This window comes from Rhizobacter fulvus, from assembly GCF_964020785.1.
Genome location: NZ_OZ224516.1, coordinates 2,744,282 through 2,766,705, shown reverse-complemented (window position 1 = coordinate 2,766,705; position 22,424 = coordinate 2,744,282). Strand labels below are relative to the sequence as shown.

The 22,424-nt window shown below is 68.9% G+C and carries 20 protein-coding genes; 16 read left to right on the top strand and 4 right to left on the bottom strand.

The genetic code is table 11. From position 1 onward, the window contains the following. Positions 1 to 138 precede the first annotated feature (138 nt). A complete protein-coding gene (add, locus tag ACWH49_RS13225) occupies positions 139 to 1,182 on the top strand; it encodes an adenosine deaminase (RefSeq protein ID WP_448171868.1) in 1,044 nt (347 codons plus the stop codon). Here the strand turns inward: add and ACWH49_RS13220 are convergent. Beyond that, the gene (locus ACWH49_RS13220) at positions 1,172 to 2,293 is read right to left on the bottom strand and encodes a 3-deoxy-7-phosphoheptulonate synthase (protein ID WP_448171867.1); all 1,122 of its coding nucleotides are present in this window, start codon (positions 2,291 to 2,293) and stop codon (positions 1,172 to 1,174) included. The two genes, add and ACWH49_RS13220, sit on opposite strands and share 11 nt — an antisense overlap. 263 nt (positions 2,294 to 2,556) lie before the next feature. Beyond that, entirely contained in the window at positions 2,557 to 6,150 is a 3,594-nt protein-coding gene (locus ACWH49_RS13215; protein ID WP_448171866.1) for an indolepyruvate ferredoxin oxidoreductase family protein, read from the bottom strand. An 85-nt stretch (positions 6,151 to 6,235) separates the two neighbouring features. Between ACWH49_RS13215 and ACWH49_RS13210 the strand changes: the two genes are divergently transcribed. From ACWH49_RS13210 to ACWH49_RS13185, 6 genes are all read left to right on the top strand, one after another. Then, complete coding sequence (locus ACWH49_RS13210; RefSeq protein ID WP_448171865.1) at positions 6,236 to 6,727, top strand: Lrp/AsnC family transcriptional regulator; 492 nt, start codon at positions 6,236 to 6,238, stop codon at positions 6,725 to 6,727. A 159-nt stretch (positions 6,728 to 6,886) separates the two neighbouring features. Further along, positions 6,887 to 7,639: a Crp/Fnr family transcriptional regulator gene (locus ACWH49_RS13205; RefSeq protein ID WP_448171864.1), complete on the top strand. Its 753-nt coding sequence runs from the start codon at positions 6,887 to 6,889 to the stop codon at positions 7,637 to 7,639. 124 nt (positions 7,640 to 7,763) lie between these two features. Continuing rightward, positions 7,764 to 8,498 carry a Crp/Fnr family transcriptional regulator gene (locus ACWH49_RS13200; protein ID WP_448171863.1) on the top strand — a complete coding sequence of 245 codons (735 nt, stop codon included), beginning with the start codon at positions 7,764 to 7,766 and terminating at the stop codon, positions 8,496 to 8,498. Beyond that, the gene (locus tag ACWH49_RS13195) at positions 8,495 to 9,058 is read left to right on the top strand and encodes a YfiR family protein (RefSeq protein ID WP_448171862.1); all 564 of its coding nucleotides are present in this window, start codon (positions 8,495 to 8,497) and stop codon (positions 9,056 to 9,058) included. The genes ACWH49_RS13200 and ACWH49_RS13195 overlap by 4 nt, the downstream gene beginning before the upstream one ends. A gap of 2 nt (positions 9,059 to 9,060) precedes the next feature. After that, a complete protein-coding gene (locus ACWH49_RS13190) occupies positions 9,061 to 10,317 on the top strand; it encodes a diguanylate cyclase domain-containing protein (protein WP_448171861.1) in 1,257 nt (418 codons plus the stop codon). Between the two features lie 17 nt (positions 10,318 to 10,334). Further along, positions 10,335 to 10,847, top strand: a complete 513-nt coding sequence (locus tag ACWH49_RS13185; RefSeq protein ID WP_448171860.1) for an OmpA family protein — start codon at positions 10,335 to 10,337, stop codon at positions 10,845 to 10,847. Positions 10,848 to 10,859: 12 nt separating this feature from the next. Here ACWH49_RS13185 and ACWH49_RS13180 read toward each other — a convergent pair whose 3' ends face one another. Continuing rightward, positions 10,860 to 11,486 carry a helix-turn-helix domain-containing protein gene (locus tag ACWH49_RS13180; protein ID WP_448171859.1) on the bottom strand — a complete coding sequence of 209 codons (627 nt, stop codon included), beginning with the start codon at positions 11,484 to 11,486 and terminating at the stop codon, positions 10,860 to 10,862. 39 nt (positions 11,487 to 11,525) lie between these two features. After that, positions 11,526 to 12,461 carry a LysR family transcriptional regulator gene (locus ACWH49_RS13175; RefSeq protein ID WP_448171858.1) on the bottom strand — a complete coding sequence of 312 codons (936 nt, stop codon included), beginning with the start codon at positions 12,459 to 12,461 and terminating at the stop codon, positions 11,526 to 11,528. 100 nt (positions 12,462 to 12,561) lie between these two features. On the opposite strand from ACWH49_RS13175, the gene ACWH49_RS13170 reads away from it, so the two are divergent. The 9 genes from ACWH49_RS13170 to ACWH49_RS13130 are packed head-to-tail and all read left to right on the top strand — an operon-like array spanning position 12,562 to position 22,405. Further along, positions 12,562 to 14,049: a ribulose-1,5-bisphosphate carboxylase/oxygenase large subunit gene (locus ACWH49_RS13170; protein WP_448171857.1), complete on the top strand. Its 1,488-nt coding sequence runs from the start codon at positions 12,562 to 12,564 to the stop codon at positions 14,047 to 14,049. A 14-nt stretch (positions 14,050 to 14,063) separates the two neighbouring features. Continuing rightward, positions 14,064 to 14,498, top strand: coding sequence for a ribulose bisphosphate carboxylase small subunit (locus ACWH49_RS13165; RefSeq protein ID WP_448171856.1), 435 nt, complete (start codon positions 14,064 to 14,066; stop codon positions 14,496 to 14,498). Positions 14,499 to 14,534: 36 nt separating this feature from the next. Further along, the gene (cbbX, locus tag ACWH49_RS13160) at positions 14,535 to 15,455 is read left to right on the top strand and encodes a CbbX protein (protein WP_056472775.1); all 921 of its coding nucleotides are present in this window, start codon (positions 14,535 to 14,537) and stop codon (positions 15,453 to 15,455) included. A gap of 12 nt (positions 15,456 to 15,467) precedes the next feature. Then, the gene (locus ACWH49_RS13155) at positions 15,468 to 16,541 is read left to right on the top strand and encodes a class 1 fructose-bisphosphatase (RefSeq protein WP_448171855.1); all 1,074 of its coding nucleotides are present in this window, start codon (positions 15,468 to 15,470) and stop codon (positions 16,539 to 16,541) included. Positions 16,542 to 16,551: 10 nt separating this feature from the next. After that, on the top strand, positions 16,552 to 17,427 hold the full coding sequence (locus ACWH49_RS13150) for a phosphoribulokinase (protein WP_448171854.1): 876 nt from the start codon (positions 16,552 to 16,554) through the stop codon (positions 17,425 to 17,427). 17 nt (positions 17,428 to 17,444) lie between these two features. Then, positions 17,445 to 19,481, top strand: a complete 2,037-nt coding sequence (tkt, locus tag ACWH49_RS13145) for a transketolase (protein ID WP_448171853.1) — start codon at positions 17,445 to 17,447, stop codon at positions 19,479 to 19,481. Between the two features lie 19 nt (positions 19,482 to 19,500). Continuing rightward, entirely contained in the window at positions 19,501 to 20,175 is a 675-nt protein-coding gene (gene gph, locus ACWH49_RS13140; RefSeq protein WP_448171852.1) for a phosphoglycolate phosphatase, read from the top strand. A 20-nt stretch (positions 20,176 to 20,195) separates the two neighbouring features. Next, positions 20,196 to 21,215 carry a type I glyceraldehyde-3-phosphate dehydrogenase gene (gap, locus tag ACWH49_RS13135; protein WP_448171851.1) on the top strand — a complete coding sequence of 340 codons (1,020 nt, stop codon included), beginning with the start codon at positions 20,196 to 20,198 and terminating at the stop codon, positions 21,213 to 21,215. Then, positions 21,212 to 22,405 carry a phosphoglycerate kinase gene (locus ACWH49_RS13130; protein ID WP_448171850.1) on the top strand — a complete coding sequence of 398 codons (1,194 nt, stop codon included), beginning with the start codon at positions 21,212 to 21,214 and terminating at the stop codon, positions 22,403 to 22,405. Before gap ends, ACWH49_RS13130 begins: the two co-directional genes overlap by 4 nt. Positions 22,406 to 22,424 lie beyond the last annotated feature (19 nt).

Here is a 22,424-nt window from a genome sequence, read left to right as displayed (position 1 = left end):
AAGGCGCAAACGTTTGCAAGACCCACTCTAAGCAGAAAGTGGGCCTGTCCGGAGAGAACTTTCCCGCGCGAGCGTTGCGGCATCATGATGGCTCGAATCCTGCGAAAGCCCGGCGATCGCCCCCAAGCACCTGCACCGATGCCGCCCTCCTCCTTCCAGACCCTGCCCAAGGCACTGCTGCATGAACACCTGGACGGTGGCCTGCGCCCGGCCACCCTACTCGACCTGGCGCACGCGCGCGGCCTGCCGGTGCCCACCGACGCGCCCGACGCGCTGGCGGAGTGGATGCACGCGAATGCCAACTCCGGCAGCCTCGAACGCTACCTGCGCGGCTTCGCGCTGACGGTCGCGGCGATGGCCTCGGCCGACGCCTGCGAGCGCGTCGCATTCGAGGCCGCCGAGGATGCGCGGCTGGATGGCTGCGTGCTCGCCGAGTTCCGCATGGCCCCGCTGCTGCTCGAACCACTGGGGCTCGCGGGCGAGGCGGTGGTCGAGGCGCTGGTGGCCGGACTGCGCCGCAGCGCGTTGCCGTGCGGCCTGATCGTCTGCGCGATGCGCACCGATTCGCCGGCCGAGACGCTGCGCGCCGCCGGTCTGGCCGCGCGGTACTCGCAACAGCGCGCGGGGCGCGGCGTGATCGGCTTCGACCTCGCGGGTGCCGAGCGCGGCTTCCCGCCGTCCGACCACGCCGCCGCGTTCGCGCACGCGCGCGACGCCGGACTGGGGCTGACCTGCCACGCCGGCGAGGCCGACGTCGGCGCGCGCGTGCTCGAAGCCGCGACGCTCGGCGCGACCCGCATCGGCCACGGCGTGCACCTCATGAGCGGCGCGACAGCCGCCGAAACCGCGGCCTGGGTGGACGCGGCGCGCACCCTCGGCCTGCATTTCGAGGTCTGCCCGAGCAGCAACGTGCACACCGGCGCTTACCCGTCGCTCGCGGCGCACCCGATCAAGGCGATGGTCGAGGCCGGGCTGTCGGTCTCGTGCTCGACGGACAACCGGTTGATGTCGGGCGTGACGCTGAGCGGCGAGCTGGCGGCGATCCACGACCAGCCGGGGCTGAGCACCGCGCAGCTGGCCGGGATGATGCGCAGCGCGGTGGTCGCGTCGTTCCTGCCCGCCGACGTGCGCGCGACCGCGATGCGCGAGATGCGCCGCTGGGACGAACTGCCTAGCGCGTGACGCCGCGGCGCGCGCTCACCGCGCGCGCCAAGCCCCGCAGCACCGGCACCGTCTGCTCGAAGCCGAGGCAGGCGTCGGTGATCGAGACGCCGCGCTGCAGCGGCACGCCGCGCGTCAGGTCCTGCCGGCCTTCGGCGAGGTGGCTCTCGATCATCACGCCGACGATGCGGCGCTCGCCACCGGCGATCTGCGCAGCGACATCGGCCGCGACCTCGATCTGCCGTCGGTATTGCTTGCTGCTGTTGCCATGCGAGGTGTCGATCATCACCTGCTCGCGCAGGCCCGCGGCGCGCAGCACCGCGCAACTCGCGGCGACGCTGGCGGCGTCGAAATTCGGCGCCTGGCCGCCGCGCAGGATCAGGTGGCAGTCGTCATTGCCGCGGGTCTCGAAGATCGCGGCCATGCCCATCTTGGTCATGCCCATGAAGGCGTGCGAGGCGCGCGCCGCGAGGATCGCGTCGGCCGCGATGCGGATGCTGCCGTCGGTGCCGTTCTTGAAGCCGACCGGGCAGCTCAGCCCGGAGGCGAGCTGGCGGTGGCTCTGGCTCTCGGTGGTGCGCGCACCGATCGCGCCCCACGCGATCAGCTCGGCGATGTACTGCGGGCTGAGCAGGTCGAGGAACTCGGTCGCGGTGGGCAGGCCGAGCGTCGTCAGTTCGAGCAAGAGGCGACGCGCCCGCTCGAGGCCCTCGTTGATCGTGAAGCTGCCGTCCAGGTGCGGGTCGTTGATGTAGCCCTTCCAACCCACCGTCGTGCGCGGCTTCTCGAAATAGGTGCGCATCACGATCAACAGGTCGCGCTGCAAGTCGTCGGCGACAGCCTTCAGGCGCTGGCCGTACTCGATCGCCTGGTCGTGGTCGTGGATCGAGCAGGGGCCGACGACCACGACCAGCCGATCGTCGCGCGCATGCAGCACGTCGGCGATCGCGCGGCGGCTGCGCTCGACCAGCGTCAGCGTGTCGTCGCGCACCGGCACCCGCTCCTGCAGCAGCGCCGGCGTGATCAGCGGGCGCACCGCGCCGATGCGCACGTCGTCGATGCGGGTGGTGTCGAGCGTGCTGTCGCGGGCGCCGACCTCGCGGTCGTGGGTGTGGTCGTCGGGGGTGGTCATGGGGTCATGTTCGGGCTTGAGTCGGATGCGGGAGTTTCTACGATTGCGCCGGCGTGCAGGCATCCGACAGGTCGGTGCGGGCAAAGGCGCGTGCGGGCAGGCCGCAGCGCTTCGCTGAGGCGGTCAACGTTGCGCGTTGACTCCCCTGCGGTGCTCGGTCTCGTGGCCCGTCGCAGAACTCTCTGCGCGAACTGCGTTCGCTCCGTTCAGACAACCGCGACGAGTCAGACCGCGAAGCGCGCGTTCACGGTCGGAGACCGGCGTCAGGAAGTTCGAGACACCACAGCGATCCCCTTGAACTGCCCCGCCGCGGGCGTGGCCGCCACCGGCTTCGGGTAACGCTCGGGCAGGAAGCGGTGCAGCAGCTCGGCCTCGCGCATCCGCGCCAGCGCGACGTTGGCGATCTTGATGTGGCCATAGCCGCGCATGCTGAGCGGCAGCGCGGCGATCTGGATCGCGCTGGGCACCCGATCGGCGCTGAGGTTCGCGGCCAGTTCGTCGACACGGCGCTCGAACTGCGTGACCAGGTCGCGCTCCATGCGGCGTTCTTCGGTGTGGCCGAAGATGTCGAACACGCTGCCGCGCAGCGCCTTGCCTTTGGCGAGCCATTTCATCGCCGGCAACATCCACGCGCCGAGCGCGATCTTCTTCGGCGGCTGGCCGTTCTTCGGTCGCGCGAGCAGCGGCGGCGCCATGTGGAATTCGAGCTTGAGGTCGCCTTCGAACTGGTCGGCGAGCTGGCGCTGGAAGCCGCCGTCGGTGTACAGGCGCGCGACTTCGTACTCGTCCTTGTAGGTCATCAGCTTCGTGAGGCTGCGGGCGACGGCGCGGGCAAACGGCAGCGTTGCATCGTGGCCGGCGCAGCCCTGCTCGGCCCGCTGCGCGCGCCGCACCGTTGCCTCGAAGCGCCGCGCCCACGCGGCGTTCTGGTAGCCGGTGAGGTGCTGGACGCCTCGGGCGATCAGGCCTTCCAGCGATTCGTCTTCGGACTTGGCCGGCGCGTCGTCGCGCAGCGCCGCCGGATTGCCGGCCGCCATCCGCCCGAGCGCGAACGACAGCAGGTTGCTCTCGACCGCGACGCCGTTCAGCTCGATCGCGCGCTGCATCGCCGCCAGGCTGATCGGCACCAGGCCGCGCTGCCAGGCGTAGCCCATCGCGAGGATGTTGGCGGTCACGGTGTCGCCGAGGAACTCCTCGGCCAGCGACTGGGCATCGAAGGTCTCGACGAACTCGTCGCCCGCCGCGAAGCGCATCTTGGCGAGCAGCAGCTCGGTCTTCAGGTCGGCGTCGGGGTTCTTCAGCGACTCGGCGACCGGGATCTCGTGGACGTTGGTGACAATGCGGGTGCGGCCGTGGCGCACGGTCTGCAGCGCCTCGGGCGACGCGCCGACGACCATGTCGCAAGCGAGCACCGCGTCGGCCTGCTGGGTGTCGATGCGCACCTGGTTCAGGCGCTCGGGCAGGTCGGCCAGGCGTACGAAGCTGAGCACCGAGCCGCCCTTCTGGGCGAAGCCCATGAAGTCGAGCACGCTGGCCGCCTTGCCTTCCAGGTGCGCGGCCATCGCGATCACCGCGCCGACCGTGACGACGCCGGTGCCGCCGACGCCGGTGACGAGCAGGTCCCACGGCCCGTCCCACTCGTGGGCCGCCGGCAGCGGCAGCGCGCCGACGTTCGCGAGGAACGCCTCCTTGCCGGCCGACAGCGCGCCGCTCTTCTTGCGCAACTTGCCGCCGGTGACGCCGACGAAGCTCGGGCAGAAGCCTTTCTCGCAGGAGTAATCCTTGTTGCACGCGGTCTGGTCGATCTTGCGCTTGCGGCCCATCGCGGTCTCGTGCGGGAGGACCGCGACGCAGTTGCTCTGCACCGTGCAATCGCCGCAGCCTTCGCAGACCGCCTCGTTGATCAGCAGGCGCTTCGGCGGATCAACCAGTTCGCCCTTCTTGCGGCGGCGCCGCTTCTCGGCCGCGCAGGTCTGCTCGTAGATCAGCACGGTCACGCCGGCGATCTCGCGCAGGCGGCGCTGCACGGCGTCGAGCTCGGTGCGATCGTGGAACTCGGTGCTGGCGGGAAATTTGGACCTGATCTCGTCGTACTTGTCGATCGCGTCGCTGACGACAACGACCTGCTTCACGCCCTCGCTCTCGACCTGACGCGCGATCGCGTCGACGCTGATGACGCCGTCGACCGGCTGGCCGCCGGTCATCGCGACCGCGTCGTTGAAGAGGATCTTGTAGGTGATGGTCGCCTTCGCGGCCACGGCCTGGCGGATCGCGAGGTACCCCGAGTGGTAGTAGGTGCCGTCGCCGAGGTTCTGGAAGACGTGCGGCGTCTTCGTGAACATCGCGTGCGAAATCCAGTCGACGCCCTCGCCGCCCATCTGGATCAGTCCGGCGGTGTCGCGATCCATCCAGTTCGCCATGAAGTGGCAGCCGATGCCGGCGCGCGCGGTCGAGCGCTCGGGCACCTTGGTGCTCGTGTTGTGCGGGCAACCGGCGCAGAAGTACGGCACGCGCTTGACGCTGTCGGACGGGTTCGCGAGCAGCTCGGGCGGCGTGAAGTCGCGCACGTGCTGCAGGTGGTAGTCGAGCACGCTGTCGTCGGGGAAGTGCGCGGCCAGCCAGTGCGCGACCAGTTCGATCAACCGCGACGGCCGCACCTCGCCGAGCGCCGAGACCAGCGGCGCGCCGTGCGCATCGCGCTTGCCGACGATCACCGGCCGCGAGTGCGCTGGCGCGTTGTAGAACAGCTCGCGCATCTGGGTCTCGACGATCGCGCCCTTCTCCTCGATCACCAGGATCTCGCTCAGGCCCTGCGCGAAGGCGCTCATGCGGGTCTGCTCAAGCGGGAAGCTCAGGCCCACCTTGTAGAGCCGCACGCCGGCCGCAGCCAGCATCGCCGGGCTGATCTGCAACCGCCGCAGCACTTCCATCACATCGAGGTGCGCCTTGCCGCAGGTGACGATGCCGACCGTCGCCTGCGGGCTCGAGATCACCTCCCGATCGATCGAGTTGACGCGTGCGAATGCGGCGACCGCAGTGAGCTTGTCGGCCAGGCGCGATTCGATCCGCAGCGACGGCAGGTCCGGCCACCGGTAGTGCAGCCCGTCGGCCGGTGCGACGTGGCCGGTGCGCGCGCGCACCGTGTCGGCGTCGACCCAGGCATCGGCCTGCGCGAGGACCGCATCGAGGTCGACCGTGCCGGCGCTTTCGACCACTTCCGACAGCGCGGTGAACCCGACCCACGCGCCGGAGAAGCGCGACAGCGCCCAGCCGTACAGGCCGAAGCTCAGCATCTCGGCGACGTTGGCCGGCGCGACGATCGGCATCTGCCAGGCCTGGAACGCGTGGTCGCTCTGGTGCGGCATCGACGACGAGACGCAGCCGTGATCGTCGCCGGCGACCACCAGCACGCCGCCGTGCGGCGACGAGCCGTAAGCGTTGCCGTGCTTGATCGCATCGCCGGCGCGGTCCACGCCCGGGCCCTTGCCGTACCACATCGCGAACACGCCCTCGACCGTGCGCTCGGGGTCGGACTCGACCCGCTGCGTGCCCAGCACCTGGGTCGCTGCGAGTTCCTCGTTGATCGCCGGCACGAAGCGGATGCCGGATTCGGTGAACTTCTGGCCCGCTTTCCAGACCGCCTGATCGACCATCCCGAGTGGCGAGCCGCGGTAGCCGCTGATGAAGCCCTGCGTGTTCCAGCCGGCCGCCGCGTCCCGCTGGCGCTGCATCACGAGCAGGCGGACGAGCGCCTGCGTCCCGGTCAGGTAGATCGCACCGCACTCGGCCCAGAGGTTGTCCGACAGGCGGTAGTCGGGGCGTTGCACGGAGGCGTCGGGCAGGGGGGCGGCGTTCATGGCGAATTGTTGCGCCGCGACGCGAGAAGAGGTTTCTCGAATGCGCTAAGGTCAACCCCTGTTTTCAGCACAAACAAGCAGCAAGATGGCCAAGAACGACGGATCTGTTCTTCTGGACAGCTACAGCCTGAAGATCCTCTCCGAATTGCAGCGCGATTCGCGCCAGACGGTGCAGCAGTTGTCCGCCGCCGTCGGCCTGTCGCCCACGCCGTGCTGGAAACGCGTCAAGGACATGGAGGCGGCCGGCGTGATCCGCGGATACACCGCGCTGGTCGACCCGGAGAAGGTGGGCCTGCACCTGACCGTGATGGTCGAGGTCAACCTGACCCACCACAACGAGGAGCTGGTGCAGCGTTTCGAGCAGGCGATCGCGGCCAGCCCCTACATTGCGCGCTGCCAGGCCACGACCGGGCAGTCCGACTACCTGATGACCGTGCTCGCGCCCGACATCAAGCACTACGAGCGCTTCCTGCACGAGACGATCTTCAAGCTGCCCGGCGTGACCCACGTGCGTTCGAGCATCGTGCTGCGCGAGATCAAGTCGGAGATCGCGCTGCCGATCGGGCTGCCTGCCTGATTCTCGGGCTGTTTCGCCGGTCAATCCCCAGGTCTGCAGCAGATTCGTCGCGGCAACGGCCATGCCAACTTGTTGACCGGCTTCCCACTTCTTGCCGCCGGGGCTGCCCATGGGTGACGAAGCGCAGGACGATGCCGTCTCCACTGCGGACAGATGCCCATGGATCTCTCGAACGAAGCGGCCGCCGATCTTGCACTGATCGAGCACTCACTGCGCTGGACCGAGGGCTTCTCCGATTGGACGCCGCAGGCACTGAAGCAGTTGGCCGCCGGCTCGCGGCTGGCCCGGCATCCGCGCCGGGAACTGGTGGCGAGCGACGCGCTGCCCCCACGCCAGACCCTGGCCGTCGTCACAGGGCAACTGATGGTCCGCACGATCGCGAGCGAGGGCACCCGCTACGCCGTGGGCCTGGTGGGTCCAGGCACGGTGCTGGCGACCGGCCGACTGCAGCTGGGTGGCAGCCCGGCGCTGGAGTTCCACGCCCACAGCGATGCCACCACGATCCACATCCCCACGGCGCTGCTGACCGGACTGCTCGATTCCGAACCGCAGCGCTGGCGGCCGATGCTGCTGATGCTGCTGCGCCAGCAACGCGATCTGAGCGCCAGCCTGATGGACCGTGCGCTCGGCGGCACCCGGCAGCGGATCGCCGCCACCGTCGACCGGCTGGCTTCGACCTACGGCCTGTCCGAAGGCGTCGACGGCAGCCTGCGCTTGCGACTGTCCCAGGAGGACCTGGCTGACCTGCTCCAGGTTTCGCGCCAGACCGTCAACCGCGAGCTCCGCGCGCTCGCAGGCAACGGCGTCCTCGCCGCCGACTACAACTCGCTGAAGATCCTCGACCGGCCCGCCCTGCAGTTCGTGGCGCGGCACGGACGCGGCCCGGACGAGCGTCAGCGGGCAGATTTGTAGGGAAAAATTCCTATTAATCGTTTTGATCTTTTTGAATCATTTGTTCAGAATTCGACACGGCCGCTGCTCTTGCGGTCGACAGCCGAAGCGCAGCCTGCTCCAGATGCGCGGTACGAGGTGCCTGATGAACAGAACACATGGTCAAAAAGACGAACGCACGCTGATCGAACGCTCATTGCGCTGGACCGAGGGCTTTTCGCGCTGGCCCGAGCGGTGCCTCAGCGATCTCTCCACCGCAGCGCAGCTCAAGCGCTACGAACGCGGCGACCTGATCGCCAGCCCCGACGCCGAGATTCCGGTCGTTCTGGCGGTGATCTCCGGCTACATGCTCGCGCGCCGCATCGACGCGGTCGGCTCCCGCTCGTCGTTCGACGTGATCGGCCCGGGGCAGGTCGTCGAGATGACCCAGGCGCTCGGCGTCCAGGACAGTTCCTATTTCGACTATGTGGCGCACAGCGACGCGGTCATCGTCCATATCCCGGCCTCCGCGCTGATGCGCGTGCTCGAGACCGACCCCTCCCTCTGGAAGGACGCCCTGCGCATGGCATTGCGCGAGCAGCGCGAGGCCTTCGACGGTCTGATCGACCGCTTCGTCGGCGGCTTGAGGCAGCGTCTGACCGCGACGATCGACCGTCTCGCCACCCAACACGGCGTGTCGGACGGCGCCAAGCAGAGCCTGCGCCTGCGCCTGACCCAGGAAGACCTGGCGGCGATGCTCCAGGTGTCCAGGCAGAGCATCAACCGCGAGCTGCAGTCCCTGCACCGCTCCGGCGTCGTCTCGCCGGACTACAACTCGCTGACGATCCTGGACCGCGGAGCACTGCGCATGGCTGCGGGCCGCTCGGCGCACGTCAATTGATCCGACTGGCACACGCACTTGTCGCCGTGGCGATGGCGGCGGGCGGCCCGGCGTTCGCGTGGGCGCAGTCGGAATCGTCTGCGCTGACGCTCCAGCGCGCGCCCGACGTGGCCTACATCGTCCGCGGCATCGTCCAGTACACGCGCTGGTCGCAGGCGATGGTGCCGGTACGTCTGTGCCTCAGCGATGCGCTCGATGCCGCGACCGAAGCCGCCTTCACCCGCGCGGTCACCGAGCCGAGAGAAGGTGCGGTCGCGATCGCGGTGTCGAGCCGGCGCCTCATGGCCGGCACGCCGATCGACGCCGCCGAGTGCCACGTCGTGCTGGTGAACAGCACCGCGCCGATGCAGTGGCGCGGCATGCTGCTGGGCGTGCTGGACCGGCCGGTGCTGACGATCGGTTTCGACGAGGAGTTCTGTTCGCTGGGCGGCATGTTCTGCCTCGACAACTCGAGCGGCAAGCTGCAGATCCGCGCCAACCTCGATTCGATCTCGCGCAGCGGCATGCGAATCAACCCGCAACTGCTGCGGCTGACCCAGCAGCGCAACGCCGCAAAATGACCATGCGTGCGCCGACCCACGTCGCCAGCCTGGTCCGTCGCGGCCAGTGGCGGATCGCCACCTTCACGATCGCCTGCGTCGGCCTGCTGCTCGCCACCGCCGGCCTCTATGCGTCGCGCGCCTACGAAGACCGGGCGATGATGCTGGTGGCCCAGTCGCTCGCCGTGGCAGGCGAGCCGGCACTGCGCTTCGACGACCGGACGGCCATGCGTGCCCTGCTCGAGCAGATGGCCGACCGCGCGCAACTGGCCGAAGTGACCATCACCGACCGGCGCGGCCGGCAATGGATGCACTTCGAGCGGCCGGTCCGCAGTGTCGGCGGGCAAGTCGCGCGACAAGTGGCGCGGTGGCTCGTGCCCGCCGCCGCGACCACCGCCTTCGGCGACGGCGAGGACACGTTGGGCACCCTCGCCGTGCGCTCCAACGGCCGCACGTTGCTGCAGTACGCGGGTTGGTCGCTGTTGTCGCTGATCGCCTGCCTGGCCGTGCTCGCCCTGGTCGTGCGCCGCTACTCTCGCAGCGTGAGCCGCGCCCTGGTCCAGCCGATCGACGCGCTGGCCACGCTGACGCGGGAGATCCGCGAGACCCGCGCATTCGATCGCCGCGCCAGCGGCAGTTCGCTGCGCGAGATCAACGCGCTCGCCGAGGACTTCAACGCGTTCCTGGCCGAGCTCCAGTCGCACCAGGAGATGATCCGCCTGAGCCATGCCGGCCTCGAACGGGCCAACGAATCGCTGCGGGCCGCGAGCCTGCACGACCCGCTCACGCGCCTGCCGAATCGCGCCTACCTGTTCGAGCACCTCGCGAGCGTCGTCGCCGAATGCGCGCTGACCAAGCGCCGCGCCGGCCTGGCCTTCATCGACACCGACCGGTTCAAGGAGATCAACGACACCTACGGCCACGCCACCGGCGACCGGGTGCTGATCGAGCTGGCCGAGCGCCTGCGCGGGTCCATCCGCCAGTCTGACTTCATCGCCCGGGTCGGCGGCGACGAGTTCGTCGTCGTGCTGAACCCGCCCGACGCCGACGTCGACGCCGCGCACCTCACCGATCGCATCAACCGGGCGCTCGAGATCCCGATCCGATTGCCGAACGGTGACCTTCACCTGATCGGCGTCAGCATCGGCGTGGCCGTCTACCCGGACCACGCCGACTCCGTGATGACGCTGATGCAGGCCGCGGACGACGCCATGTACCGCGCGAAGAACGCCGCGCGGGTCGCCCGATCCCTGCCACGCCCCGAGTCGGCTGACCATTGACCCCTGGAGCTCACGCCATGCTTCTGCGCCGTCCCGTCCATTCCCTGAACCGCCGCCACTGGCTGGCCCTGGCCGCCAGCATCGCGACGGTCGCATCGGGTTGCGCAGCGATCCCCACCGGAAAGCTCTCGTCCGAGCAGAAGGCCGCCCTCAACACGCTCGGCTTCACCGAGGGCGCGGATGCGTGGGAGTTCGATCTGGCGGCCCGCGTGCCGTTCGCGGTCGACGCCGCGACGCTGTCGCCCGAGGTGGATGCGACGCTGACCCGGATCGCGCGGATGCTGATGAGCGTCGGCATCGACGGCCTCACGGTCGACGGCCACTCCGACAACCAGGGCACCGACGAGTACAACCAGCGCCTCTCGGAGCGCCGCGCCGAGGTCGTCGCCGAGGCGTTGATCGCCCGCGGCATGTCGCGCGAGAAGACGATCAAGCGGGCTTTCGGCGCCAGCCGGCCGGTGGCTCCGAACACGACCGAGGCCGGCCGCCGCCAGAACCGCCGCGCCGTGCTGCTGGTGCCCTTCGCCTGAGGGCCGTGCGGTTCAGGTCGGCGCGTCGGGCAGCCCGGCGACCAGACCCGAGCGTCCCATCGCGCCGAGCAGCGCGGCCTGGGACACCGGCTTGCGCAGCAGGAGCACGTCCTTCGGCACGCCACCCAGCTCGGTGATGCGCGCCGGCGCCAGATTCGACACCGCGACGATCACGCGCGGGCGCCCGGTCTCGAGCGCACAGACGTGGCGCAGCATCTCCAGGCCGTCCATGTGCGGCATCATGATGTCGGTGATGAGCACGTCCGGCACCTGCCGGCCGATCGCGACCAGCGCCGCGAAGCCATCGTCGGCCTCGTCGACGGTGGCGCCGAAGAGGACGCGCACGGCCAGCGCACGCAGCAGCGCGCGGTCCTCCGGGCTGTCGTCCACGATCAGCACGGTCAGCGCGCGCGGCGCGGCGCTCCGTGGCATCGGCGTGACCTCCCCGGTCGATTTCTCGGCGATGAACGCCAGCACGCTGGCCAGTTCGATGCGGCGGTGGTGGCCGACCGTCTTCCACGCCTTCAGGTGACCGCGGTCGACCCAGCGCTGCACGGTCGGCTTGGATACGCCGAGCAGCGCCGCCGCCTCGGTGGTCGAGACGGAAGTGCGCGCGTCGGGGGCGTTGGCGTCGTTCACAGCGGCGCAGTGTAGGGGAGGCCGGTGACCGGGGCCCGGTCAGCGGGCGGCCGGGAGCGCCTGGCCGAAGCGCTCGGCGAGAAAACCCTCGCCGTGTTCGAGCGTGAAATAGCGGAACGCCTCGGCCGCCGGCGACAGCGTCTTGCCCAGGTTGTGCACGACGTGCCAGCGCCGCACCACCGGCAGGCCTTCGACATCGGGCGTTGCGATCAGGCCGCACTGCAGTTCCAGCGCGATCGTGTGGGCCGACATGAAGCCGATCCCCATGCCCGCCATCACCGCCTGCTTGATGGCCTCGTTGCTCGTCATCTCCATCGTCGCGCGCATCTCGACACGATGCTGCTGCATGTAGGTCTCGAGCAGCGCCCGGGTTGCCGAGCCCTGCTCGCGGATGATGAACGCCTCGCCGGCGAGCGCCAACGCCTGCACGCGCCCCTGGCGCACGAACGGGTGGTCCACCGCGGTGACGACGACGTGCGGGTGCAGCGCGAACGGCTCCGCGCGCGTCGCCCACTCCTTCGGCGGCCGGCCCATGATCGCGAGGTCGACCTCGTTGCCCTGCATCATCGCGACCACCTGCTCGCGCGTGCCCACGCGCAGGCACAGCGCGACGCCGGGGTGCTCGTCGCGGAAGCGCGCGAGGAACTGCGGCAGGAAGTATTCGGCCGTGCTGACCATGCCGATCGACAACTGCCCGCCGGTCAGGCCGCGAAAGCGCGCGATCGTGTCCTCCGCATCCTTCATGACGGCCAGCACGCGGCGGGCGTACGAAAGCATGTACTCGCCGGTGGTCGTGAGGCTCACGCGTCGACCGGTTCGGTCGAACAGCGGCAGGCCGACGCTGACCTCGAGCTCCTTGACCTGCATCGAGACCGCAGGCGGCGTCAGGTGCAGCGATTCGGCCGCTCGCGCGAAGCTCAGGTGCTGCGCCACCGCCGAGAAGATGCGCAGCTGCCGCATCGTCACGTTCTTCATCTTCAGCGTTCCTTACGCGAGCGGTCAAAACACGTGACTTCCCTGACGGCGAGCCTCTTTCTACAGTCCATCCAACGCACAACCACTGGAGGACGCGGCGATGAACAAACCGATCGAAGACGGCATGATGACAGACGTCAAGAAGCGATACAGCGCTGGCGTCCTCAAATACAAGCAGATGGGCTACTGGCAGCCCGACTACGTCCCGAAGGAGACCGACCTCATTGCCCTGTTCCGCATCACGCCACAGGAAGGCGTCGATGCCGAAGAGTGCGCTGCGGCCGTGGCCGGCGAATCGTCCACCGCCACCTGGACGGTGGTGTGGACCGACCGCCTGACCGCCTGCGACCTGTACCGCGCCAAGGCCTTCCGCGTCGACGCGGTGCCCAACACCGGCGTGGGCACAAAGACCGAGGCGCAGTACTTCGCCTACATCGCGTATGACATCGACCTGTTCGAAGGCGGCTCGATCGCGAACCTGACGGCGTCGATCATCGGCAACGTCTTCGGCTTCAAGGCGGTGAAGGCGCTGCGTCTGGAAGACATGCGCATTCCGGTGGCCTACCTGAAGACGTTTCAGGGCCCGGCAACAGGCGTCATTGTCGAGCGCGAGCGCCTCGACAAATTCGGCCGCCCGCTGCTCGGCGCGACGACCAAGCCCAAGCTCGGCCTGTCGGGCCGCAACTACGGCCGTGTCGTCTACGAAGGCCTGAAGGGCGGCCTCGATTTCATGAAGGACGACGAGAACATCAACTCGCAGCCCTTCATGCACTGGCGTGATCGCTTCCTCTACTGCATGGAAGCCGTCAACAAGGCGAGCGCGGCCAGCGGCGAGGTCAAGGGCCACTACCTGAACGTCACCGCAGGCACGATGGAGGAGATGTACGCACGCGCCGAGTTTGCGAAGAGCCTGGGCTCGGTGATCATCATGATCGACCTGGTGATCGGCTACACCGCGATCCAGAGCATGGCGCTGTGGGCGCGCAAGAACGACATGATTCTTCACCTGCACCGCGCGGGCAACAGCACCTACTCGCGGCAGAAGAACCACGGCATGAACTTCCGCGTGATCTGCAAGTGGATGCGCATGGCAGGCGTGGACCACATCCACGCCGGCACGGTGGTCGGGAAGCTCGAGGGCGACCCGGCGATGATCCGCGGCTTCTACGACACCTTGCTCGACACGCACACCCCGGTCCAACTGGAGAAGGGTTTGTTCTTCGAGCAGCACTGGGCCTCGCTGAACAAGGTGATGCCGGTCGCTTCGGGTGGCATCCACGCCGGCCAGATGCACCAGCTGCTGACCTACCTCGGCGACGACGTGGTGCTGCAGTTCGGTGGCGGCACGATCGGCCACCCGCAGGGCATCCAGGCCGGTGCGACGGCGAATCGCGTGGCGCTCGAAACCATGGTGATGGCGCGCAACGAAGGCCGAGACATCTGGAACGAGGGCCCGCAGATCCTGAAGGACGCCGCCAAGTGGTGCTCGCCACTGAAGGCGGCGATCGATACCTGGGGCGACATCAGTTTCAACTACGAATCCACCGACACGGCCGACTTCGTGCCGACGCCGTCGATGTCGACCTGAAAGGAGACCACACCATGATGACCAACCACGGCAACCGCGTGACGCAGGGCCAGTTCTCGTACCTGCCCGACCTGACCGACGCGCAGATCAGCAAGCAGATCGAGTACGCGCTGAAGAACAACTACGCGGTCGGCGTCGAATACACCGACGACCCGCACCCGCGCAACACGTATTGGGAGATGTTCGGCAACCCGATGTTCGACCTGAAGGATCCCGCCGGCATCCTGATGGAGATCAACAGCTGCCGCAAGACGTTCCCGAACCACTACGTTCGCGTCACGGCCTTCGATTCGACGCAGGGGGTGGAATCGCCGCGCATGTCGTTCATCGTCAACCGACCGCCGAAAGAGCCGGGCTTCGGTCTGGCGCGCCAGGAGGGCGACGGCCGGCAGGTGCATTACCGCATCTCGTCCTACGCGACCGACAAGCCCGAAGGCGAGCGTTACTAGATCGTCTGCCGACGAAGGAGCCGCGACGTGAATGCGATGTCCCAGGAAGGCCAGGCCACGTCGACCGCAGTCACCGTGAGCGATGTTCTTGCGCAAAGCCAGGTCGAAGCGGTGATGGACGAACTCGATACGGACCTGATCGGCCTCGCGCCGGTCAAGGCCCGCGTCCGCGACATCGCGGCGCTGCTCGTGATCGACAAGTTGCGTCTGAACCTCGGGCTTGCAGCCGCGGGCGGCAATGTCGCCCCGTCGTTGCACATGAGCTTCACGGGCAACCCGGGCACCGGCAAGACGACGGTGGCGATGCGCATGGCAGAGATCCTTCATCGGCTCGGCTACGTGCGCAAGGGCCATGTCGTGAGCGTGACACGTGACGACCTGGTCGGCCAGTACATCGGCCACACCGCGCCCAAGACCAAGGAAGTGCTGAAGAGGGCGATGGGCGGTGTGCTCTTCATCGACGAGGCGTATTACCTGTATCGCCCCGAGAACGAACGCGACTACGGGCAGGAGGCGATCGAGATCCTGCTGCAAGTCATGGAGAACCAGCGCGACGATCTGGTCGTCATCGTCGCCGGTTACAAGGACCGCATGGACACCTTCTTCAAGTCCAACCCCGGCTTGTCCTCGCGCATTGCGCATCACCTGGACTTTCCCGATTACGCCGAAGACGAGTTGGTGCAGATCGCCGACCGCATGCTGACCGGCATGAACTACAGCTTCGGCGACGGCGCGCGCGAGGCCTTCGCAGCTTATCTCGAACGCCGCATCGCGCAGCCGCACTTTGCGAACGCCCGCAGCGTGCGCAACGCGCTCGATCGCTCGCGCTTGCGCCAGGCGAGCCGCCTCTTCGTCGACCGCGAGCGCAGGCTGACGCGCGACGACCTGACGACGCTGCTGCCGGCCGACATTCTCGCGAGCCGTGTCTTCCAGGCCGCGTCCACGAACAAGGAATGAGGTAGAAATCACATGCATCTCGGACGCACCACGCTGTCGAAATTCCTGATCCAGCAACTGAAGAACGTCGAGGGCGCCAACGACCTCGGCGCGCTGCTGGTCGACGTCGCCGCCGCCGTCAAGGCGATCGCCGCGATGACCGCGAAGGGCGCGCTCGGCGGCTTCCTCGGCGAGCTCGACAACCGCAACGTCCAGGGCGAGACGCAGAAGAAGCTCGACGTGCTCGCCAACGAAGCCGTCATCCGCAGCTGCGAGTGGGGCGGGCTGGTGGCCGGCATGGCCTCGGAAGAACTCGACGAGCCGCACGCGATTCCCGGCGAGTACGCGCGCGGCCGCTACCTGCTGGTGTTCGACCCGCTCGACGGCTCGTCGAACACCGACGTGAACGTCTCGGTCGGCACCATCTTCTCGGTGCTGCGCCACGACGCGACCGCCGCGCCGGCGACGGCCGATTTCCTGCAGCTCGGCCGCACGCAGGTGGCCGCCGGCTACGCGATCTACGGCCCGGCGACGATGCTGGTGCTCAGCGTGGGCACCGGCACCCACGGCTTCACGCTCGACCGCGAGATCGGCAACTTCATACTCACCCACCCGCACCTGACGATCCCGGCACAGACCAGCGAGTTCGCGATCAACACCAGCAACGCCCGCTTCTGGGAGGCGCCGGTCAAGCGCTACGTGGCCGAGTGCCAGGACGGCCGCAGCGGCGAGCGCGGGCGCGACTTCAACATGCGCTGGATCGCCTCGATGGTGGCCGAGGTGCACCGCATCCTGATGCGCGGCGGCGTCTTCATGTACCCGCGCGACACCAAGGACGCGAGCAAGCCCGGCCGCCTGCGCCTGCTGTACGAGGCCAACCCGATCGCGATGCTGATCGAGCAGGCCGGCGGCGCCGCCTCGACCGGCCGCGGCCGGTTGCTCGACCTGCAGCCCGAGGGGCTGCACCAGCGCGTGCCGGTGATCCTCGGCTCGCGCGAGGAAGTCGAGCGCATCGACCGCTACCACGCCGAATTCGACGCCGGCACCGACCGCCCGTTCGCCTCGCCCCTGTTCAACGAGCGCTCGCTGTTCGGCGCGCTGGCCTGAAGACCGTCCCATGAGCACACGCCACCCCATCATCGCCGTGACCGGTTCGTCCGGTGCCGGCACCACGACCGTGATGAAGAGCTTCACGCACATCTTCCGCCGCGAAAAGATCCGCGCGCAGGTGCTCGAAGGCGATTCGTTCCACCGCTACGACCGCGCCGAGATGCGCGAGCGCGTGCGCCGCGCCGATGCCGGCGAAGGGCCGCAGATCAGCCACTTCGGGCCCGAGTCCAACCTGCTCGACACCCTCGCCGAGGTCTTCCAGGGCTACGGCGAGAGCGGCACCGGCCAGGTCCGGCGCTACATCCACGACGCCGGCGAGGCCAAGGAACTCGGCGGCGAGCCCGGCACCTTCACGCCGTGGCAACCGATGATCGACGGCAGCGACCTGCTGTTCTACGAGGGCCTGCACGGAGGCTTCGAGCACGGGACGACCGACGTGGCGCGGCATGTCGACCTGCTCGTCGGCGTGGTGCCGGTCATCAATCTCGAGTGGATCCAGAAGCTGCACCGCGACCAGAACCTGCGCGGCTACAGCCCCGAGGCGGTGACTGACACGATCCTGCGCCGCATGCCCGACTACGTGAACCACATCTGCCCGCAGTTCAGCCGCACCCATGTCAACTTCCAGCGCGTGCCGACGGTCGACACCTCGAACCCGTTCATCGCCAAGGACATCCCGAGTGCGGACGAGAGCCTGGTCGTGATCCGCTTCGCCAACCCGAAGGGCATCGACTTCTCTTACCTGCTCGGCATGCTGCACGATTCGTTCATGTCCCGACCCAACAACCTCGTCGTGCCCGGCGGGAAGATGGGGCTGGCGATGCAGCTGATCTTCACGCCGATGATCCTGCGCCTGATGGACCAGAAGCGCCGCGCCGCCTGACCTGAGAGACCCCCGAGATGACCACGACTGACAACCAGTTGCGCCGCCGCATGGCCGACGCGCTCCGCGTGCTCGCCGCCGACGCCGTCGAACACGCCAGGAGCGGCCACCCCGGCGCGCCGATGGGCATGGCCGAGATGGCCGAGGTGGTGTGGAGCCGCCACCTGCGCCACAACCCGGCCGACCCGCACTGGGCCGACCGCGACCGCTTCGTGCTGTCGAACGGTCACGCGTCGATGCTGCTGTACGCGTTGCTGCACCTGAGCGGCTACCCGCTCGCCATGGACGACATCAAGCGCTTTCGCAAGCTGCACAGCCTGACCCCGGGCCACCCCGAGGTCGACGTGACCCCCGGCGTCGAGACCACCACCGGCCCGCTCGGCCAGGGCCTGGCGAACGCGGTCGGCATGGCGCTGGCGGAGAAGCAGCTTGCGGCCGAGTTCAACCGGCCCGGCCACGCGATCGTCGATCACCTGACCTGGGTCTTCCTCGGCGACGGCTGCCTGATGGAAGGCGTCAGCCACGAAGCCTGCTCGCTCGCCGGCACGCTGCGGCTGAGCAAGTTGATCGCGCTGTACGACGACAACGGCATCTCGATCGACGGCAAGGTCGAAGGCTGGTTCACCGACGACACGCCGGCGCGCTTTCGCGCCTACGGCTGGAATGTGATCGCGATGGTCGACGGCCACGACGCCGACGCGGTCGACGCGGCGGTCCGGCAGGCGCGCGCACAGGCCGGGTCGCCGGACGGCCGCCCGACGCTGATCTGCTGCCGCACCACGATCGGCCGCGGTGCACCGCACAAGGCGGGCAGCGCGGACGTGCACGGCGCCGCGCTCGGCGCCGACGAACTCGCCGCGATGCGCGCACAGCTCGGCTGGTCGCATCCGCCGTTCGAGATCCCGGCCGAGCTGAGTGCCGCATGGGACGCCCGCGCCGCCGGCAAGGCGCTGCAGGCCGGCTGGGCCGACCGCTTCGCCGCATATGCACGCGCGCACCCGGAGCTCGGCGCCGAGTTCCTGCGCCGCATGCAGGGCGACCTGCCGCCCGGCTTCGAAGCGCAGCTCGCGCAGGTCCTGCCGCGCCTGGCCGCCGACGCCCAGGCGGTCGCCACGCGACGCGCCTCGCAGCTCGCGCTGAACGCGTTCGCGCCGGGCTTGCCGGAGCTGTTCGGCGGCTCGGCCGACCTGACCGGATCGAACCTCACCGACTTCACCGGTCACGTCGCCGCGGGCCGCGACCGCCTCGGCAACCACCTGAGCTACGGCGTGCGCGAGTTCGGCATGGCGGCAATCATGAACGGCATCGCGCTGCACGGCGGACTGATCCCGTATGCGGGCACCTTCCTGACCTTCAGCGATTACAGCCGCAACGCGATCCGCATGGCTGCGCTGATGAAGCGCCGCGTGATCCACGTCTTCACCCACGACAGCATCGGCCTGGGCGAGGACGGGCCGACCCACCAGTCGGTCGAACACGTGCCGTCGCTGCGCATCATTCCGAACCTCGACGTCTGGCGGCCCGCCGACACGCTCGAGACCGCGGTGGCGTGGGCCAGTGCACTCCAGCGGCGCGACGGCCCGAGCGTGCTCGCGCTCTCGCGCCAGACGCTGCCGGTCGCCGCCCAGGCACAACACGCGGCCGGGATCGCACGCGGCGGCTATGTCCTCAGCGACCGACAGGGCGCGCGCGCCGTGCTGATCGCGACCGGCTCCGAACTCGCGCTCGCCGTGCAGGCGCAGGCGCAGCTCGAGGCGCGCGGCGTGCCGGTACGCGTGGTCTCGATGCCGAGCACCACGGTGTTCGATCGGCAAAGCGCAAGCTACCGCAACGCGGTGCTGCCGATCCCGCTGCCCGCGATTGCCGTCGAGGCTGCGCACCCCGATTTCTGGCGCAAGTACGTCGGCCGCTCCGGCGCGGTGATCGGCATCGCGAGCTTCGGCGAGTCGGCCCCCGCCGCCGACCTGTATCGCCACTTCGGCCTGACCGCCGAGCGCGTGGTCGAGGCCACGCTGCAGTGCCTCGCCGCCGCGGAGCGCGCGGGTGCCGCCTGACGTTTCCGGGAGACCCACGATGCCGCGCCTGATCCTGTTCGACCTCGACGGCACGCTGATCGACACCGCGCCCGAGCTAGCGACGGCCGTCAATGCCCTGCTGGCGCGCCTGGGCCGCCCGCCGGTGCCGCTGGCACAGGTGCGCACCTGGATCGGTCGCGGCGCGCGCGAGCTGCTGCGCCAGGCGCTGCGCCACCACGACGTCGATGGCGGCGAGTCGCCGAGCGTGGACGCGGCCTGGGCCGGCTTCGAGCGCGACTGTGCCGCCGCGTGCGGCACGCGCAGCGCACCTTATCCCGGTGTCGTGTCGACGCTCGACGCCTTGCAGGCGCAGGGCGTGCGCCTCGCGCTGATCACCAACAAGGAGAGCGTGCTGACGCAGCGCGTGCTCGCCGCGCATCGCCTCACGAGCTACTTCGACCTGATCGTCGCGGGCGACACGCTGCCGGTGCGCAAGCCCGATCCGGCGGTGCTGCGGCATGCGCTGGACACCTTCGGCGTCGAGGCGGACGACGCGCTGTTCATCGGCGACTCGGCCATCGACGTGCAGGCCGCACGCAACGCCGGCGTGCCGGTCTGGGCCGTGAGCTACGGCTACGACAGCGCCGCGCTGCGCGACGACCATGCGCCCGACCGGCTGGTCGACAGCCTCGATGCACTGCTGACGCACCCCACGCACATCACCCTTTCCTGACTCCGATCCCACTGCATTCCATGACCATCAACGTCGCCATCAATGGCTATGGCCGCATCGGCCGCAATGTGCTGCGCGCCCACTACGAGGGAGGCAAGGCCCACGACCTGCGCATCGTCGCGATCAACGACCTCGGCCAGCCCGCCACCAACGCGCACCTGACGAAGTACGACACCGCGCACGGACCGTTTCCCGGCAGCGTCGGCGTCGATGGCGACTGCATGGTCGTCGACGGCGACCGCATCCGCGTGTTCGCGCAGCGCAACCCCGCCGAGCTGCCCTGGCACGCGCTCGGCGTCGACGTGGTGCTCGAATGCACCGGGCTGTTCACCACGAAGGAGAAGGCCTCGGCGCACCTGCGCGGCGGCGCGAAGAAGGTCGTGATCTCGGCACCGGGTGGCGTCGATGTGGATGCGACCATCGTCTACGGCGTGAACCACGGCGTGCTGAACGGCAGCGACACGGTGATCAGCAACGCGAGCTGCACCACCAACTGCCTGGCGCCGCTGGTGCAGCCGCTGCACGCGGCGATCGGCGTGGTCTCGGGTTTGATGACGACGGTGCACGCCTACACCAACGACCAGGTGCTGACCGACGTGTACCACGAGGACCTGCGCCGCGCGCGCAGCGCCACCCACAGCATGATCCCGACCAAGACCGGCGCCGCCGCCGCGCTCGGCCTGGTGCTGCCCGAGCTGAAGGGCCGGCTCGACGGCCACGCGCTGCGGGTGCCGACGATCAACGTCTCGATCGTCGACCTGAGCTTCATCGCGGCCCGCGAGACCACGGTCGACGAGGTGAACCAGGTCCTGCGCGCTGCCGCCGAGGGGTCGCTGAAGGGCGTGCTCGCGTTCAGCGACGGGCCGCTCGTCAGCGTCGATTTCAACCACCACACCGCGTCCAGCATCTACGACGGCACGCTGACCAAGGTCAGCGGCCGGCTGGTCAAGGTCTCGGCCTGGTACGACAACGAATGGGGCTTCTCGAACCGCATGCTCGACACCAGCATCGCGCTGGCCCGCGCCGGGGGCCTGCAGTGAAGGTGCTGCGCTTCAGCGAGGTCACCGCCTCGGGCTTCACGCAGCAAAAGCGCGTCTTCATCCGCGCCGACCTGAACGTCCCGCTCGACGACGCGGGCCGCATCACCGAAGACACCCGCATCCGCGCGTCGATCCCGTGCATCGAGCTCGCCTTGAAGGCCGGCGCGGCGGTGATGGTGACCTCGCACCTGGGCCGCCCGACCGAGGGCGCGTTCAAGCCCGAAGACTCGCTCGCCCCGGTCGCCCAGCGCATGGGCGAGCTGATGGGCCGCGAGATCCCGGTCGTTTCCAATTGGACTGACGGCGTCGACGTGAAGCCCGGCCAACTCGTGATGCTCGAGAACTGCCGCGTCAACCCGGGCGAGAAGAAGAACGACGAGGGTCTGTCCCGCAAGATGGCCGCGCTGTGCGACATCTTCGTCCACGACGCCTTCGGCACCGCCCACCGCGCCGAGGCCTCGACCTACGGCATCGCCCAGTACGCGCCGATCGCCTGCGCCGGCCCGCTGCTGGCGGCCGAGATCGATGCGATCACCAAAGCCCTGGGCCACCCGAAGCGCCCGCTGGTGGCGATCGTCGCCGGCAGCAAGGTCTCGACCAAGCTGAGCATCCTGCAGGCGCTGGCCAAGAACGTCGACCAGCTGATCGTCGGCGGCGGCATCGCCAACACCTTCATGCTCGCCGCGGGCCTGCCGATCGGCAAGAGCCTGGCCGAGCCGACGCTGCTCGACGACGCCAAGGCGGTGATCGCCGCGATGCAGGCGCGCGGCGCCGCGGTGCCGATCCCGACCGACGTCGTGACGGCCAAGGAGTTCAAGGCCGACGCGGTCGCGACCGTCAAGGCCGCGGCCGACGTGGCGCCCGACGACCTGATCCTCGACATCGGGCCCGAGACCGCGAAGCGCCTCGCCGAGCAACTGATGAAGGCCGGCACGATCGTCTGGAACGGACCCGTAGGCGTGTTCGAGTTCGACGCGTTTGCCGGCGGTACCGAAGCCATCGCGCGTGCGATCACCAAGTCCGACGCATTCAGCATCGCCGGCGGCGGCGACACGCTGGCGGCGATCGCCAAGTACGGCATCGAGAAGGACGTGGGCTACATCTCCACCGGCGGCGGCGCCTTCCTCGAGGTGCTGGAGGGCAAGACGCTGCCGGCGTTCGAGATCCTGCGCAAGCGCGCGGCGGGTTGACGCCCGACACAAGAAATTT

What these genes read in the sequence shown, in the direction of transcription:
- add (WP_448171868.1), top strand. Translation starts at nt 139, where the DNA reads ATGCCGCCCTCCTCCTTCCAGACCCTGCCCAAGGCACTGCTGCATGAA.
- ACWH49_RS13170 (WP_448171857.1), top strand. Translation starts at nt 12,562, where the DNA reads ATGAACAAACCGATCGAAGACGGCATGATGACAGACGTCAAGAAGCGA.
- ACWH49_RS13190 (WP_448171861.1), top strand. Translation starts at nt 9,061, where the DNA reads ATGCGTGCGCCGACCCACGTCGCCAGCCTGGTCCGTCGCGGCCAGTGG.
- ACWH49_RS13165 (WP_448171856.1), top strand. Translation starts at nt 14,064, where the DNA reads ATGATGACCAACCACGGCAACCGCGTGACGCAGGGCCAGTTCTCGTAC.
- ACWH49_RS13155 (WP_448171855.1), top strand. Translation starts at nt 15,468, where the DNA reads ATGCATCTCGGACGCACCACGCTGTCGAAATTCCTGATCCAGCAACTG.
- ACWH49_RS13205 (WP_448171864.1), top strand. Translation starts at nt 6,887, where the DNA reads ATGGATCTCTCGAACGAAGCGGCCGCCGATCTTGCACTGATCGAGCAC.
- ACWH49_RS13200 (WP_448171863.1), top strand. Translation starts at nt 7,764, where the DNA reads ATGAACAGAACACATGGTCAAAAAGACGAACGCACGCTGATCGAACGC.
- gap (WP_448171851.1), top strand. Translation starts at nt 20,196, where the DNA reads ATGACCATCAACGTCGCCATCAATGGCTATGGCCGCATCGGCCGCAAT.
- cbbX (WP_056472775.1), top strand. Translation starts at nt 14,535, where the DNA reads ATGTCCCAGGAAGGCCAGGCCACGTCGACCGCAGTCACCGTGAGCGAT.
- ACWH49_RS13220 (WP_448171867.1), bottom strand. Translation starts at nt 2,293, where the DNA reads ATGACCACCCCCGACGACCACACCCACGACCGCGAGGTCGGCGCCCGC.
- gph (WP_448171852.1), top strand. Translation starts at nt 19,501, where the DNA reads ATGCCGCGCCTGATCCTGTTCGACCTCGACGGCACGCTGATCGACACC.
- ACWH49_RS13210 (WP_448171865.1), top strand. Translation starts at nt 6,236, where the DNA reads ATGGCCAAGAACGACGGATCTGTTCTTCTGGACAGCTACAGCCTGAAG.
- ACWH49_RS13150 (WP_448171854.1), top strand. Translation starts at nt 16,552, where the DNA reads ATGAGCACACGCCACCCCATCATCGCCGTGACCGGTTCGTCCGGTGCC.
- ACWH49_RS13175 (WP_448171858.1), bottom strand. Translation starts at nt 12,461, where the DNA reads ATGAAGAACGTGACGATGCGGCAGCTGCGCATCTTCTCGGCGGTGGCG.
- tkt (WP_448171853.1), top strand. Translation starts at nt 17,445, where the DNA reads ATGACCACGACTGACAACCAGTTGCGCCGCCGCATGGCCGACGCGCTC.
- ACWH49_RS13185 (WP_448171860.1), top strand. Translation starts at nt 10,335, where the DNA reads ATGCTTCTGCGCCGTCCCGTCCATTCCCTGAACCGCCGCCACTGGCTG.
- ACWH49_RS13215 (WP_448171866.1), bottom strand. Translation starts at nt 6,150, where the DNA reads ATGAACGCCGCCCCCCTGCCCGACGCCTCCGTGCAACGCCCCGACTAC.